Source organism: Antarcticimicrobium sediminis (genome assembly GCF_004348975.1).
GTDB classification, from domain to species: domain Bacteria; phylum Pseudomonadota; class Alphaproteobacteria; order Rhodobacterales; family Rhodobacteraceae; genus Antarcticimicrobium; species Antarcticimicrobium sediminis.
Genome location: NZ_SMFP01000009.1, coordinates 163135 through 176340, shown reverse-complemented (window position 1 = coordinate 176340; position 13206 = coordinate 163135). Strand labels below are relative to the sequence as shown.

13 protein-coding genes and 1 tRNA gene are annotated in these 13206 nt (G+C 65.0%); 6 read left to right on the top strand and 8 right to left on the bottom strand.

Annotated elements, in window-relative coordinates; translation table 11 throughout:
• Positions 1-76 precede the first annotated feature (76 nt).
• Positions 77-2146, bottom strand: coding sequence for a TonB-dependent receptor domain-containing protein (locus E1B25_RS14595; protein WP_165937627.1), 2070 nt, complete (start codon positions 2144-2146; stop codon positions 77-79).
• Between the two features lie 98 nt (positions 2147-2244).
• On the bottom strand, positions 2245-2640 hold the full coding sequence (locus E1B25_RS22170) for a DUF2946 family protein (protein WP_425358937.1): 396 nt from the start codon (positions 2638-2640) through the stop codon (positions 2245-2247).
• On the opposite strand from E1B25_RS22170, the gene E1B25_RS14590 reads away from it, so the two are divergent.
• Positions 2597-2977, top strand: coding sequence for a hypothetical protein (locus E1B25_RS14590; RefSeq protein ID WP_132830252.1), 381 nt, complete (start codon positions 2597-2599; stop codon positions 2975-2977). The two genes, E1B25_RS22170 and E1B25_RS14590, sit on opposite strands and share 44 nt — an antisense overlap.
• Here E1B25_RS14590 and E1B25_RS14585 read toward each other — a convergent pair.
• Positions 2978-3053 (bottom strand) — tRNA-Thr (locus E1B25_RS14585).
• Between the two features lie 174 nt (positions 3054-3227).
• On the opposite strand from E1B25_RS14585, the gene E1B25_RS14580 reads away from it, so the two are divergent.
• The 5 genes from E1B25_RS14580 to modC all read left to right on the top strand — a co-directional run bounded on the left by E1B25_RS14580 (position 3228) and on the right by modC (position 7146).
• A complete protein-coding gene (locus E1B25_RS14580) occupies positions 3228-4103 on the top strand; it encodes a hypothetical protein (RefSeq protein WP_132830251.1) in 876 nt (291 codons plus the stop codon).
• Positions 4104-4127: 24 nt separating this feature from the next.
• A complete protein-coding gene (locus E1B25_RS14575) occupies positions 4128-4508 on the top strand; it encodes a winged helix-turn-helix domain-containing protein (RefSeq protein WP_132830250.1) in 381 nt (126 codons plus the stop codon).
• Between the two features lie 71 nt (positions 4509-4579).
• Entirely contained in the window at positions 4580-5359 is a 780-nt protein-coding gene (gene modA / locus E1B25_RS14570) for a molybdate ABC transporter substrate-binding protein (RefSeq protein ID WP_132830249.1), read from the top strand.
• A 3-nt stretch (positions 5360-5362) separates the two neighbouring features.
• Positions 5363-6061: a molybdate ABC transporter permease subunit gene (gene modB, locus E1B25_RS14565; protein ID WP_132830248.1), complete on the top strand. Its 699-nt coding sequence runs from the start codon at positions 5363-5365 to the stop codon at positions 6059-6061.
• Positions 6058-7146 carry a molybdenum ABC transporter ATP-binding protein gene (gene modC, locus E1B25_RS14560; protein ID WP_132830247.1) on the top strand — a complete coding sequence of 363 codons (1089 nt, stop codon included), beginning with the start codon at positions 6058-6060 and terminating at the stop codon, positions 7144-7146. The genes modB and modC overlap by 4 nt, the downstream gene beginning before the upstream one ends.
• Before the next feature lie 170 nt (positions 7147-7316).
• Here the strand turns inward: modC and E1B25_RS14555 are convergent, their stop codons facing one another.
• From E1B25_RS14555 to E1B25_RS14535, 5 genes are all read right to left on the bottom strand, one after another.
• Entirely contained in the window at positions 7317-8501 is a 1185-nt protein-coding gene (locus E1B25_RS14555; protein WP_132830246.1) for a YgeY family selenium metabolism-linked hydrolase, read from the bottom strand.
• A 14-nt stretch (positions 8502-8515) separates the two neighbouring features.
• Positions 8516-9508 carry an N-carbamoyl-D-amino-acid hydrolase gene (locus E1B25_RS14550; RefSeq protein WP_132830245.1) on the bottom strand — a complete coding sequence of 331 codons (993 nt, stop codon included), beginning with the start codon at positions 9506-9508 and terminating at the stop codon, positions 8516-8518.
• Positions 9509-9513: 5 nt separating this feature from the next.
• Positions 9514-10764: a Zn-dependent hydrolase gene (locus E1B25_RS14545; RefSeq protein ID WP_132830244.1), complete on the bottom strand. Its 1251-nt coding sequence runs from the start codon at positions 10762-10764 to the stop codon at positions 9514-9516.
• Positions 10761-12011 (bottom strand): diaminopropionate ammonia-lyase, encoded by a 1251-nt coding sequence (locus E1B25_RS14540; protein WP_132830243.1) that lies wholly within the window; start codon positions 12009-12011, stop codon positions 10761-10763. The genes E1B25_RS14545 and E1B25_RS14540 overlap by 4 nt, the downstream gene beginning before the upstream one ends.
• A 124-nt stretch (positions 12012-12135) precedes the next feature.
• Entirely contained in the window at positions 12136-13173 is a 1038-nt protein-coding gene (locus E1B25_RS14535) for a DctP family TRAP transporter solute-binding subunit (protein ID WP_132830242.1), read from the bottom strand.
• Between the last annotated feature and the right edge of the window lie 33 nt (positions 13174-13206).

Genomic DNA, 13206 nt, shown 5'->3' with positions numbered 1-13206 from the left:
GAATTCGATCATCGCATCAAGGCCCGCCGCGTCGCAAGTAGGGGGGCAGGATCACCGCCCCCCTTGGAACCGCGCGTCAGAACCGCGCCTCGAGCTTGATATAGACGCTGCGGCCGGGCTCGTTCACCTGGGTCAGGGCCGGGTCGAACAGGTTCGATCGGCTCAGGTGGTTGGCATAGGTGCCATCGGTCACGTTGTTGACCCCGGCCAGAAGCACGGCGTTTTCGCTGACCTCATAGCTGCCGAACAGGTCAAGCGTGGCATAGCCCGGGGTCTGGCCGGGATCACGCGACGCGTCGATCCGGGTCTGGCTGGTGGCCCAGTTTACCCGCGCGCCCGCGCGCCAGGCATTCTGGCCGTAGGAGGCCGTGATCTGCCCGTTCAGCGGCGGGATCTGCGCCAAAGCGCGGTCGTCGCTCGTGTTTTGACCATAGGTATAGGTCGCATCGCCCGCGATCATGAAGCCGTTGCGCTCCCACGCCCCCGAAAGCTCGACCCCAGCCAATTGCGCCGTGACATTGCGATAGGTGGTCACACCGGCCACCGAGAAGGCATCGCGCAGGATGAAATCCTCGACATGATCGGCATAGACCGAGGCGTTCATGCTCCAATTGTCGCGCGTGGTCTCGACACCGAAATCAAGCTGGTAGTGTTTTTCCGGTGCAATGTCGGGATTGCCGACCCAATTGCTGCGCGCCATGGCGCGTTCGTTGGCATCCGCCGTGCGGACCGAGCGCGATAGCCCGGCAAACAGGGTTGTCTCGCCGCTGAGCGCATATTCCAGCCGCGCCAGCCCGCCGATGTTGTCCTCGGTCCGGGCGCTGTCGAAGGTGGTGCCATATTGCGCCGTGTAATAGGCGTTGGGCGCCATCAGCGAGCCACCAGGCACCGTGGCCGCCTCACCGGCACTCGCCTTGACGTGGTCATAGCGCAGGCCCAGTTGCAGGGTCGCCCTCGGGCTGAGCTTGGTTTCGGTTTCGACATACAGGCCGGTCTGGGCGATCTCGACATCCGGCCAGATGTTGAACCGCGCCGTGGCCGGGTTCGAGGCTTCGATCATCGGGATCATCACCGGCATGCCGCCATAGGCCATCGCGTTGCGGGTGTTGGATTGATAATCGACCCCGATCTTGGCGGTAGTGGTGCCGAAATCCAGTTGCGCCTCAATCTTGCCACCGGTGGTGTCCGAGGTGGTGGGCGTGCGCATCGCCATCGCGCCCACCGGCCGCAGCGAATAGTTGTCCATCACATGGTCGACCTCGGTGCGATAGAGGTTGCCCTCGATCCGGCGCAGCGCGCCCATGTCCAGATCGATACCACCACGGAAGCGATAGACATTGGTTTCCGAGCGCGGGCTGTCCATGCCAGCCCCGGCAAAGAGCACATCCTCGGCCAGATCGCGTTCGATATCAAAGGCCAGATCCAGACCGTTGTTCGCATAGCCCAACGTCAGCCCGGTGCTTTGCTGATCATAGGCGCTGCGGATTTCGGTGCCGGACCCGTCGGTATAGTTGCCCGCCGAGCGTTTGTCGGCAGAGCCCTTGAGGTAGAACCCCTGCCCCAGATCAAAGGTGACGGTGCCGCCGAATTCGCTGGTGTCGGAGTTCGAGCTGAAACCGGAATGAAACTCCGCTTCCCACGGCTTGTCTGCGGCCAGTTCGGGGGCGTCGCGCTCCAGGATCACGGCACCACCGGTGCCGCCAGGCCCATTGGTTACGCTGCTGTAGCCGCGTTCGACCACCACGCGGTCGGCACGGGACAGGGCGGCGGTGGAGGTCGGCGGGTCCATCCGGTTCGGGCAGCCACCATAGGTGAAGGACCCCGCGTCGATGATGTTGAGCTGGTTCTGCTGCTGGCCGCGAATGATGATCTCAAGCGCATGCCCGCCCATGCGCCCGGCGGTGACGCCGGGCACCGCGCGCAGCGCCTCGCCACCATCTATGCCCGGGGCGACGCTCATGCCGCCGGGGACGAATTCATAGGAGGACGCGCCGGCGACCTCGGTTTCGACATCGACGGTAATAGGCGGCAGCGAGATCAGTTCGCCGTCGGGGTCGGGTCGGGTGGCCTGTGCCACGGCGATGCCGGACAGTGAAGACAGCAGTAAAGCAGACGCGCCCAAGCGCACCGGAATGGTGGAGGTCATTTCATTTCCCTTTGAGTATCGTTGAACATCCGCGCGCCGTGCAGGGTGATGGCCTGCCGGGCTTAGATCGGGCACCGGAGCGGTGCCGAAAACAGGGTTCAGACGGTCAAAGGGGGCGCGCGGATGGCGCGGGTCTGGACGGGCCGCTCCGGGTGGGGCCGCACGCGGGACGCCAGCGGATAGCGGACCGGGTGAAACTCGGCCGCCGCGCAGGCGCGCGCGGGCTGGTCGAACAAGAGCACGGCCCCGACGATGCAAAGCGGGCATTTCGCCCCCTGCGCCGCGACGGGACGCTCTTGCGGAGAGCCATCCGACAGATCCAGCGTGATGGTCTGAAATCCGCCGTCGGCGCAGATGACAACCTCGGCGCCCGCGCTGCCCTGTGCGGTCGAGGGCGGCACATGCATGAGGGCGAACTGGAGCGTCAGCAATAGCGCGAGACCGGCCGGAATGATCCCGCCGATTCCCGCTCTGATTGTTCGCCAGATTCTCATGGCGCGTGTTGTGCACCAACGCATGTGTCCGCTGCAACGCGCAAACATCTCGGTATTGCAATATGGCCACAGGTCCGGTGTCGATTTCATGCGCGCCATGAAGTCCAAAGGCGCGACCAACGCCTGGCGCATCGCCCAAAGGCTGGCGTTTCAGTTCATCAACCAAAGATTATGTCAGCCCGAGGCGCTCGATGCGGCGCTGTACGGGGAACAATTCAAACAGGAAATAGTCGCCGTAACTCTCTCGCCACCAAACACCGAAAGGGAGACCAAAAAGGGGAGTTTTCCGTTCGCGCCGTTACGGAGACAGCGGATATATAAGGAAATTTGTATTTAATGGTGCCCCCACACGGACTCGAACCGCGGACCTACTGATTACAAATCAGTTGCTCTACCAGCTGAGCTATAGGGGCTCGGCGCCCGAATTAGCGACATTTACGGGGCGCATCAAGCATCAATCTGCGCTCAGCCCCGGGGGATCGTCGGCCGGGTCGCTCCCCCTTGGGGGGCGAAGACGTTTGACTGACCCAAGCCAAGGCGCTAACCCAATGGGGATATGACAGAAAAGCCGGGAGCCTGCGCGCGGAATGAAGATCATTTTCCATACCGGAGCCCATTGCACGGATGACGACCGTCTCCTGAAGGCCCTGCTGCGCAACAAGGAAAGCCTGTCACAGCACGGCATCGCGGTGCCGGGGCCGGGGAAATACCGCCATTTGCTCAAGGACACCTTCCACGCGATGAATGCCGGTCCTGCCTCCGAGGGGGCGCGCGATGTTTTGATGGATGCGATACTTGATGATGAGATCGCCGATCGGCTGGTCCTGTCGAACGAACATTTCTTCGGCTCGCAGCGCTATGCGCTGGATGATGGCGAACTTTATCCCGACGGGTCCGACCGGGTCGCCAAGATGCAAGAGCTGTTCCACACCGATCAGATCGAGCTGTTCATGGCGATCCGCAACCCGGCCACCTTCCTTCCGGCGATCCTGCGGAAGGCAAGCGATCAGCGGATCGCCGCAACGCTGGGTCAGACCGATCCGCGTAGCCTGCGCTGGTCGCATCTGTTCCGCCGCATCCGCGACGAGGTGCCCGCGGTCAAGATCACCGTCTGGTGCAACGAGGATCTGCCGCTGATCTGGGGCGAGGTGGTGCGCCGGCTGGCGGGGCTTGCGCTGGACGAAAAGATCGCCGGCGGGTTCGACCTTTTGTCCGATATCATGAACACGGAAGGCATGCAGCGCTTTCGCGTCTATCTGCACCAGAACCCGGTGATGACCGAGGGGCAGCGGCGCCGGGTGATCGCCGCCTTCCTCGACAAATATGCTATCGAGGACGAGGTCGTCGAAGAGCTTGACCTTCCGGGCTGGGATGATGCGCTGGTAGAGGAAATGACCGATATCTACGAGGCCGATCTCGACCATATCGCCGACATTCCCGGCGTTCGGATGATCCTGCCCTAAGCCACCGGAACGGATAAGCCGCGCATGACCGACGCCCCCCTCCCCGAGGTTTCCCCGACGCTGCGATTGCGCGTGCTGTTCGACGGCGGGGGCTGGCTGGGCCCCGGCAAGGCCGACCTGATGGAACTGATCCGCGAGACCGGCTCGATATCGGCCGCCGGGCGGCGCATGGGCATGAGCTACAAGCGCGCCTGGTCCCTGATCGAAGAACTCAACACCATGTTCCGCGCCCCCCTGGTGCAAAGCGTGCGTGGCGGCGCAAAGGGCGGCGGCGCGCAGTTGACCGAAATCGGCGACAAGGTGCTGGCGCATTATCGCACAGCAGAACGGGCCGCAGCCAAGGGCGCGCGCGCGGATCTCGATGCGCTCGCGGCGTTGCGGCCCGATATGTCTGGCGGAAAATAACGCTTGCAATAGGACGTGCCCAAAGCGATATCTCCAAACGGACATATCGAAACTTACCCGGAGGATCCGCAATGCCCCGTCCCCCGCGTGCCGCGCTGCTGTCGCTGTCGCTCGTCCTGTTCGGTGGTGGTGCCGCCCTGCAGGCTGGCACAACCACCGTCTTTGCCGCCGCCAGCCTGAAGAACGCGATGGACGAGGTGGCCGCCGCCTATCAGGGGGAAACCGGCAACCAGATGTTGCCCTCCTTCGCCGGCAGCTCAAAGCTCGCCCGCCAGATTCAACAGGGCGCACCGGCGCAAATCTTTGTCTCGGCCAACCCCGGCTGGATGGATCTGCTGGACCAGGACAGCCTGTTGGCCAAGGACAGCCGCACCGATCTTCTGCTCAATGCCATCGTGTTGATCGCCGGCCCCGGCGCGGAGGCTGACCTTGCCATCAAGATTGACCCACAGACCGATCTGGTCGGCGCATTGCACCAGGGTCATCTTGCCATGGCGCTGGTCGACGCGGTGCCTGCAGGCATCTATGGCAAGGCCGCGCTGACCTCGCTGGGCCTGTGGGACGGTGTCGCCGACCGGGTGGCGCAGGCCGACAACGTGCGCGCCGCCTTGCGGCTGGTGGCCTCGGGCGAGGCCCCGCTCGGCATCGTCTATGCCACCGACGCCGCCGCCGACGCCTCGGTCCGCGTGCTCGATACCTTTCCTGCCGACAGCCACCCGGCCATCGTCTATCCGGCGGCGATCCTCAAAGAGGGCGACAGTGCCGAGACCCGCACCGCTTTCGGTTTTCTCACCGGCGACACCGCGCGCGCGATCTTCTTGCGCCACGGCTTTGGCGTTGCGGGTGACTAGGGCATGAATGATTGGCTCGGCCCCGAGGAATGGCAAGCGGTGGCGCTTTCGCTGAAAGTGTCGTTCTGGGCCATCGGGCTAAGCCTGCCCTTCGGCATCCTCACCGCCTATGCGCTGGCGCGCTGGAGCTTTCCGGGCAAGCAGGTGCTGAACGGGGTGATCCACCTGCCGCTGATCCTGCCCCCGGTCGTCACCGGCTATCTTCTGTTGCTCACCTTTGGCCGACGTGGCCCGGTGGGGGGCTGGCTGGAGCAGGTCTTTGGCCTCGTCTTCGCCTTTCGCTGGACCGGGGCCGCATTGGCCGCCGCGATCATGGCCTTTCCATTGATGGTGCGCTCGATCCGACTGGCAATCGAGGCGGTCGATCCCCGGCTGGAGCAAGCCGCCGCCACCCTTGGCGCGCCGCAGATCTGGGTCTTTGCAACGGTCACCCTGCCGCTGATCCTGCCCGGTGTGATCGCCGGTGCGATTCTGGGGTTTGCCAAGGCGATGGGGGAATTCGGCGCCACCATCACCTTTGTCTCCAACATCCCCGGCCAGACCCAGACCCTGCCCTCGGCAATCTATACCTTCCTGCAAGTGCCCGGTGGCGACACCGCCGCGCTGCGGCTGGTGGCGGTGTCGGTCGTGGTTGCAATGGCGGCGCTGACGGTCTCGGAGATCCTCGCGCGTCGGGCCGCCCGCAGGGTGGCGGGCGCATGAGCCTTGAGGTCGACATCACCCGCCCCCTCGCCGGCTTCGATTTGCGCGTGGCCTTCGAGGCGCCGGGGGGCGTGACCGCGCTGTTCGGTCGCTCCGGCGCGGGCAAGACCACGGTGATCAACGCCATCGCCGGGCTGGAGCGCCCCGCCACGGGGCGGATCACCCTTTCGGGGCAAACCCTGTTCGATGCACAGGCGCGCGTGAACCTGCCGGTGCACCGGCGGCGGCTGGGCTATGTGTTTCAGGACGGGCGGCTGTTTCCACATCTCTCGGTGCGCCAAAATCTCACCTATGGCCAACGCTTCGCGCCACGCGGTGCGACCGGGCCGGGGCTGGACGAGGTGGCCGATCTGCTCGGCCTCGCCCCCCTGCTCGATCGCCGCCCCGGCGCCCTTTCGGGCGGAGAGAAACAGCGCGTCGCCTTTGGCCGTGCCCTGCTGGCACGGCCCAGAATGCTGCTGATGGACGAACCGCTCGCCGCGCTGGACGCCGCGCTCAAGGAGGAAATCCTGCCCTATCTGGAACGACTGCGCGACCAGATCGGGCTGCCAATCCTCTATGTCAGCCATTCCGTGGCCGAGGTGGCGCGGCTGGCCACCAGCGTCGTGGTGTTGGACGCAGGCCGCGTCGTGCGCGCGGGGCCGGCGGAACAGGTGCTGTCAGACCCCACCATGGTACGCCAGTTCGGCCTGCGCGAGGCGGGCGCGGTCCTGCCCGCGCAGATCACCCGCCACCACGGCGACGGGCTCACCGAACTGGCGGTGTCGGGCGGGCGGCTGTTCCTGCCCGAGATGGACCAGCCCGCTGGCACCCACACCCGGGTGCGGATCCTTGCCCATGACGTGATCGTCGCCGATCACGCGCCACTCGGGCTGTCGGCGCTGAACCTGCTGCCGGGCACCGTCGTGACCCTGCGCGACGGTCAAGGCCCCGGCGTGATCGTCCAGATCCAATGCGGCAGCGACCTGCTGCTGGCACGCATCACCCGCCGCTCTGCCGAGGCGCTGCGCCTGGCCCCCGGGCGGCCGGTCCATGCGGTGATCAAAACGGTCTCGATCGCCCGCACCGACGTCGGCGCCGGCTGAAAGCCGCAGGTCACAAACCCTGAAGACAAGGGGCTCACCCCCTCCCCCGGAAAGCAACGGTCGCGCCCCAGATTGCCCGCGCCCCGGCTTCTTCTTGTTACAAATACTCAAAGAAACCGCCTGCCCCCCAGCGAAACGCACAAAGTAAAAGACAGCTTCCCCGGCTGACCTCACCCCACGCGCGCGATGTCTACAGCGCCGATCCGCAAGGCAAGCGCGCGATAGACCGCCACGGCTTGCTCAAGGGCTGCGACGGAAATGCTTTCGTCGATGATATGGGCGTCCGACGGGCGACCGGGGCCAAAGCCAATGGTAGGCAAGCCGCGCCGCCCTGCCGCCTCTGATCCGTTGGTGCAGAACTCATAGCGGCCCGGCTGCGGCGAAAGCCCCAGATCGGTCAGACAGCTCTGCACCGCGCGCACCAGCGGGTGCGTCTCCGGCGTGTGCCAAGCCGGCAGGTCGCGGGGAAAGCGGAATGAAATGCCGGTATAGCTTTGATAATCGCTGGCCGAAACCTCGACCGTGAAGGCCACCGGGTCGATCGGGGCCAGGGCCGCGCGGATCTGCTGCATCACCGTCTCTGCCGTCTCGCCCACGCCGGTGCGCCGATCATAGCGCAGGCTGACCTTTGAGGGCAGCGCCGAGATCGACGGGTACGGGGCGCTGATGATGTCGGTGGGCACCAGCACCATCTTGCCCAGAACCGGGTCGGTCGGCATTTCCAGCGCCGCCAGCGCCAAGGTGGCCCGTGCGGCCAGTTCGATTGCGTTGACCCCACGCTCGGGGAAAGCGGCATGGGCGGGGATGCCCGCCACATGCACCAGCACCTCGACACAGCCACGCTGGGCGATCTTCAGCTCCAGATCCGAGGGTTCGCAGATCACCACGGCCTCGGGGGCATGGGTGTCGAGCACAGGCGACAGCGCGGCGCCCTCGATCACCTCTTCCATCACCGAGGCGCTGACCGCGACGCGATGGCTCAGGTCGCCGGTGCGGGCCGCCTCGGCCACGCCGCAGATCGCGGCGGCCAGCGGGCCTTTCATGTCGGTGGTCCCGCGCCCGTGGATCTGCCCGCCCTGCACGTCGCCGGAAAATGGATCGCGTGACCACAACCCGCTGGCGGGGACCACGTCCATATGGCCGTCGAACAGCAGCTTCACCGGGGCGTCGCGCGGACCGACCAGCCCGGTCACATTGCCCAGATCGTCGGTCACGATCTTATCAAAGCCCAAGGCCTGCATCGCCGCGCGCACCACGTCCGCGACCGGCGCTTCCTGCCCCGCCATCGCGCCTTGCTGCACCAACGCGCGGGTCAGGGTGACCACATCGCAGCCCTGTTCAAACCGATTTGCCATGATCCTTGCCGTCCCTAGGCGTTCGCTGTGCTGGGGTGCGCGGTCAACAGGCTCTCTGCGGTGACTTTGGCGCGGGTGCTGTCACGGGCCTCGGCCCCGTCGCAGATCGGGGTGTAATCGCCGGGTTCGCGGTGCAAGGCAAAGTTGAATACGTTCTCGCGCAGCTCCTTGCAGCGGTCGAGGTCGATCTCTGCGGTGGCAATCTCATCGCCGACCCCTTGCGTCAGGGCGATGATTTCCCCGGTGGGCGCGATGATGCAGCTGCCGCCGATCAGGTCGCAGTCTTCCTCGCGCCCGGCTTTTGCCGTGCCGATCACCCAGCAGCCGTTGGCATAGGCGCCCGCCTGCATCGACAGGTGGTTGTGGAAATCCTGCAGGTGGTCATGTTCGGGGGCCTGCGGGTAGTGCGACGGTGTATTATAGCCCAGCATCACCAGTTCCGCGCCCCGCAGCCCCAGCACCCGGAAGGTTTCCGGCCAGCGGCGATCATTGCACAGGCACATGCCCATCTTGCCGCCCATCGCCTCGTACACCGGAAAGCCAAGGTTGCCGTGCTCGAAATAGCGTTTTTCCAGATGTTGGAACGGGCGCCAGTCCTCGGGGTTGAAGTGCCCCGGCAGGTGCACCTTGCGATACTTCCCGACGATTTCGCCGCTGTCATCGACGATGATCGAGGCGTTGTAACGGTGCTTTTCGCCGCCCTCCTCGATCAGTTCGGCATAGCCCAGATAGAACCCCACCCCCAACCGCTTGGCGGTCTCGAACAGCGGTTGAGTGTCGGCATTGGGCATCTCGGTTTCATAGAAACGGTCGAGCTCTGCCTCGTCCTCGATATACCAACGCGGGAAAAAGGTGGTCAGCGCCAGTTCCGGAAAGACCACCAGCGTCGCGCCGCGGGCGTGGGCCTGTTCCAGCAGCGCGATCAGACGCGCCACGACCGAGGCGCGGGATTCGTCCCGTGCGATCGGGCCAAGCTGGGCGGTTGCGGCAATCAGTTTGCGGCTCATGTTCGTTATCCTTGATTTTGCGCGTGGCCGGCGCGTGTCAGCGCCACCTCCGCGAGCAGGGCAACACCGGGCGCGATCTGCTCGGGCGCGGTGAATTCGGTGATGTTGTGGCTGATCCCGTCCCGCGACGGCACGAAGATCATGGCCGAGGGACAGTTGGGCGCGAACATCTGCGCGTCATGACCGGCACCAGAAGGCATCTGGCGATAGCTGAGACCCAGCCGCGCGGCCCCCTGCGCGACTTGCGCGACCAGATCGGGGTCAAACGCCACCGGTTCGAACCGGGCCAATGTGCGCCGGCTAAGGCTGCAGTTTTCCAGCGCTGCCAGATCCTCGGCATGGGCAAAAAGCCGGGCCTCGGCCTGTTGCAACAGCGCCTCGTCGGTGTGGCGCAGATCGACGGTCAGCGTCGCGCGTTCCGGCACCACGTTGACAAGGTCGGGGGCGAACTCCATCCGACCCACGGTGGCGACCTGCGGCGGACCAAAGTCACGGGCGATGGCGCGAGCCTCCAACGCGACACCGGCAGCAACGACACCGGCGTCGCGGCGCATCGCCATCGGCGTGGTCCCGGCATGGGCCGACGCGCCGGAGATGGTGAATTCGCTCCAGGAAATGCCCTGCACCCCGGTCACCACGCCGATGGCAAGGTCTTCCGCCTCGAGCACCGGGCCCTGTTCGATGTGCAGTTCCAGATAGGCGACCGGCGCCAGCGCGCCAACGGGTTCAGATCCGCGCGCGCCGATCGCATCCAGCGCCGCCCCGACCGTCACCCCGTCGATGCCGATTTTCGCCAGCATCTCATCCAGATCAAGCCCGCCCTGCGCCACGCCAGAACCCATCATGTCGGGGGCAAAGCGCGCGCCCTCCTCATTGGTGAAAAAGGCGACCGCGACGGGGCGGTCGGTTTTGATCCCGGCGTCGTTCAGGCTTTCGATCACTTCCAACCCGCCGAGCACCCCGAGCACCCCGTCATACAGCCCGCCGGTGCCGACCGTGTCGATATGCGACCCCATGACCACAGGCGCGCCATCGGTGCGCCCCGCGCCATCGGGGCGAATGGCCCAGGTATTGCCGATCACGTCGCTATGGACCTCAAGCCCAAGATCGCGAAACCAGCCGGTGACAAGCGCGCGCCCTGCCGCATCTTCGGGCGTGAGCGCAAGACGTTTGCACCCGCCACCGGGCAGCGCACCGATCTTCCCAAGCTCGAAAATCCGCCCCATCAGGCGGTCGATGTTGATGGCGACGCTCATGCCTGCGCCCTCACCGCATCGCCGCTTTTGCCGACAAGGTGTTCATAGACCTCCGGGTCGCTGTCGCCCTCGGTGCCAAAGACCAACACCCGCGAGTGCGGGCCCAGCCCGACCGTCTTGGCGGCCTCGGGATTGCCCATCAGCGCGAGGAAGGCGGCAAGCCCGGCGACGGCGGATTCCCCCGCCACGAGGACCGGATCGCCCGGCAGCGGATCGGCCAACCGGCGCATCATCGCCACCGCATCATCATCGGCGACAGAAACCACGGCGCAGGCCAGTGGTTTCAGAACGTCCCACGCCAGCAGCGAGATTTCACCACAGGCGAGCCCCGCCATCAGCGTGTCGAGATCACCCTCGATGGCCACCGGCCGCCCGGCGCGCAGGCTCTCAAGCCAGCAGGCAGACTCCTCGGGGTCGGCCAAGATGATACGCGGAGCGGTTTCTGCCCCGTAGCGACGACGCAGATGTGCCGCGACGGCGGCTGCGGCCCCGCCGACGCCGGTCTGCATGAACACATGGGTCGGCGGTTCGAACAGCTCATCCGCGGCTTCGGCGGCCATGAGCTCATAGCCTTGCATCACGTCCTTGGGAATTTCGGTATAGCCCGGATAAGAGGTGTCAGAGACCACGAACCAGCCCTCGGCCTTGGCGGTTTCATCGGCCTCGCGGACGCTTTCATCATAGTTTCCGGCGCAGCGGCGCACCTCGGCGCCATAGGCTTCGATCGCGGCCTTGCGGCCCTCGGAAACGGTGGCATGAATGAAGATCACGCAATTGCAGCCAAAGGTGCGCGCGCCCCATGCGACCGAGCGGCCATGATTGCCGTCGGTGGCGCAGCAGACGGTGATCTGCGACAGGACATCGGCGTGGGTGCCGGAAAGGATCTCCGCGACGTCAGGTTCTGCAATCCCCTTGCGCTTGGCGATTTCGCGGCTGAGCAGGCGCAGCACGGCATAGGCACCGCCCAAAGCCTTGAAACTGCCAAGACCGAACCGTGTGCCTTCGTCCTTGTAGCACAGCGCCGCGACCCCGGCCTCTTGCGCCAGCGCAGGCAGGTCTTGCAGCGGCGTCGGCGCATAACCCGGCCAAGCGGTGATCGTCTTTTGCGCCAGCGCGAAAGCGGTGTCGTTCAGCACGGCGTCCTGCTCCGGCCCATAGGGCGCGTCGGGGGCGAAAAACCCGTTCAGCACGAGTTCCGTGGTCGCGCCCTGTCCGAGCGCGTTGTGGTATTTGATGGGGTTTGACATGGGCACTCTCTCTGGTCTTTCGGAAACCGGCCTGCAGGCGGGCTGTACGCAGATAGATAGGTGGGGAAGCTGCAACCGGGCGACCCAACGGGCCGCCCGGAGTATAGGACGGATCAACCGTCGATCAAAACTTGGCGTTTTCCGCCGCGATCGACTCCATCATCGCGTTGAGCAGCGTCATGCCTTCCTCGCCATAGCTCTGTTCGATCAACTCGCGAACGGCAGGCTGGGCCGCTGCGGCGAATTTCGCGATCTCCTCGGAGGAGACGACATTGACCTCCATGGTTTCCATCAAGGCCGGCAGACCTTTGTCAGAGGCTTCCAGCACCCGGCTCATCGAACGACCGGCGTCGGTGGCCACATCCGCCGCCCAGGAAACCAGATACTGGTCTTCGGGGCTGAGGCTGGCAAAGAAGTCTGCGTTCATCGTCCAGATATAGGGGGTGATGATGTGGTTGGTGATCGAGAGGTATTTCTGCACTTCATCGAGGTTGGTGAAGGCAATGGTCGGCACCGGGTTCATCTGACCGTCGGCAACGCCGGTTTGCAGGGCGGTATAGACCTCGGCCCAGGCCAGCGGCAGCGGCTTGCCGCCAAGCGAGGTGATCATCGCCTCATGGGTGGGCAGGGTCATGGTGCGGATGCCCAGCCCCTTCATGTCCTCGACCGTCTCGATCGGGTGTTTGGAGTTGGTAAAGGCAAAGAACCCACCGGAATCGAGCAGACCCAGAACCTTCAGCCCGGTCTTGTCCTCAAGATCAGCGGTAAAGGCGGTGCCAAAGCTGCTGTCCTTGTCGATCACCTGCGAGGCGACGCCGATGTTCGGAAAGGCGAAGGGAATGTCGAAAATGCCCACGGCAGGGAAATACGGCGCCATGCCACCGGAGGAGGAAATCGTGCTTTCCACCAAGCCGGCGCGAACCTGATCGATCACCTCGGCGTCTTTGCCAAGCTGGCCGTTGGGGAACAGCAGCACTTCGATCCGGCCGTTGGAATTCGATTCGACCAGCGATTTGAACACCGTCGTCATGGCCCCGGAGTGGCTGCCAAAGGCTTCCTCGGGGTTCAGATGCGACAGGCGGATGGTGATGTCGGCGGCAAAGGCCTGTCCGGCCAGACAGAGACCGGCCAGCGCGGACGCCGAGAGTTTCCAGAGTTTCATGAAAGATCCTTTCCTGTTGGGAATGTCGTTTGC

Coding starts and splice junctions, on each gene's coding strand:
- modB (WP_132830248.1), top strand. CDS start 5,363: ATGAATGATTGGCTCGGCCCCGAGGAATGGCAAGCGGTGGCGCTTTCG.
- modA (WP_132830249.1), top strand. CDS start 4,580: ATGCCCCGTCCCCCGCGTGCCGCGCTGCTGTCGCTGTCGCTCGTCCTG.
- E1B25_RS14555 (WP_132830246.1), bottom strand. CDS start 8,501: ATGGCAAATCGGTTTGAACAGGGCTGCGATGTGGTCACCCTGACCCGC.
- E1B25_RS14540 (WP_132830243.1), bottom strand. CDS start 12,011: ATGTCAAACCCCATCAAATACCACAACGCGCTCGGACAGGGCGCGACC.
- E1B25_RS14580 (WP_132830251.1), top strand. CDS start 3,228: ATGAAGATCATTTTCCATACCGGAGCCCATTGCACGGATGACGACCGT.
- E1B25_RS14550 (WP_132830245.1), bottom strand. CDS start 9,508: ATGAGCCGCAAACTGATTGCCGCAACCGCCCAGCTTGGCCCGATCGCA.
- E1B25_RS14545 (WP_132830244.1), bottom strand. CDS start 10,764: ATGAGCGTCGCCATCAACATCGACCGCCTGATGGGGCGGATTTTCGAG.
- E1B25_RS14595 (WP_165937627.1), bottom strand. CDS start 2,146: ATGACCTCCACCATTCCGGTGCGCTTGGGCGCGTCTGCTTTACTGCTG.
- E1B25_RS22170 (WP_425358937.1), bottom strand. CDS start 2,640: ATGAGAATCTGGCGAACAATCAGAGCGGGAATCGGCGGGATCATTCCG.
- E1B25_RS14575 (WP_132830250.1), top strand. CDS start 4,128: ATGACCGACGCCCCCCTCCCCGAGGTTTCCCCGACGCTGCGATTGCGC.
- E1B25_RS14590 (WP_132830252.1), top strand. CDS start 2,597: ATGATCCCGCCGATTCCCGCTCTGATTGTTCGCCAGATTCTCATGGCG.
- modC (WP_132830247.1), top strand. CDS start 6,058: ATGAGCCTTGAGGTCGACATCACCCGCCCCCTCGCCGGCTTCGATTTG.
- E1B25_RS14535 (WP_132830242.1), bottom strand. CDS start 13,173: ATGAAACTCTGGAAACTCTCGGCGTCCGCGCTGGCCGGTCTCTGTCTG.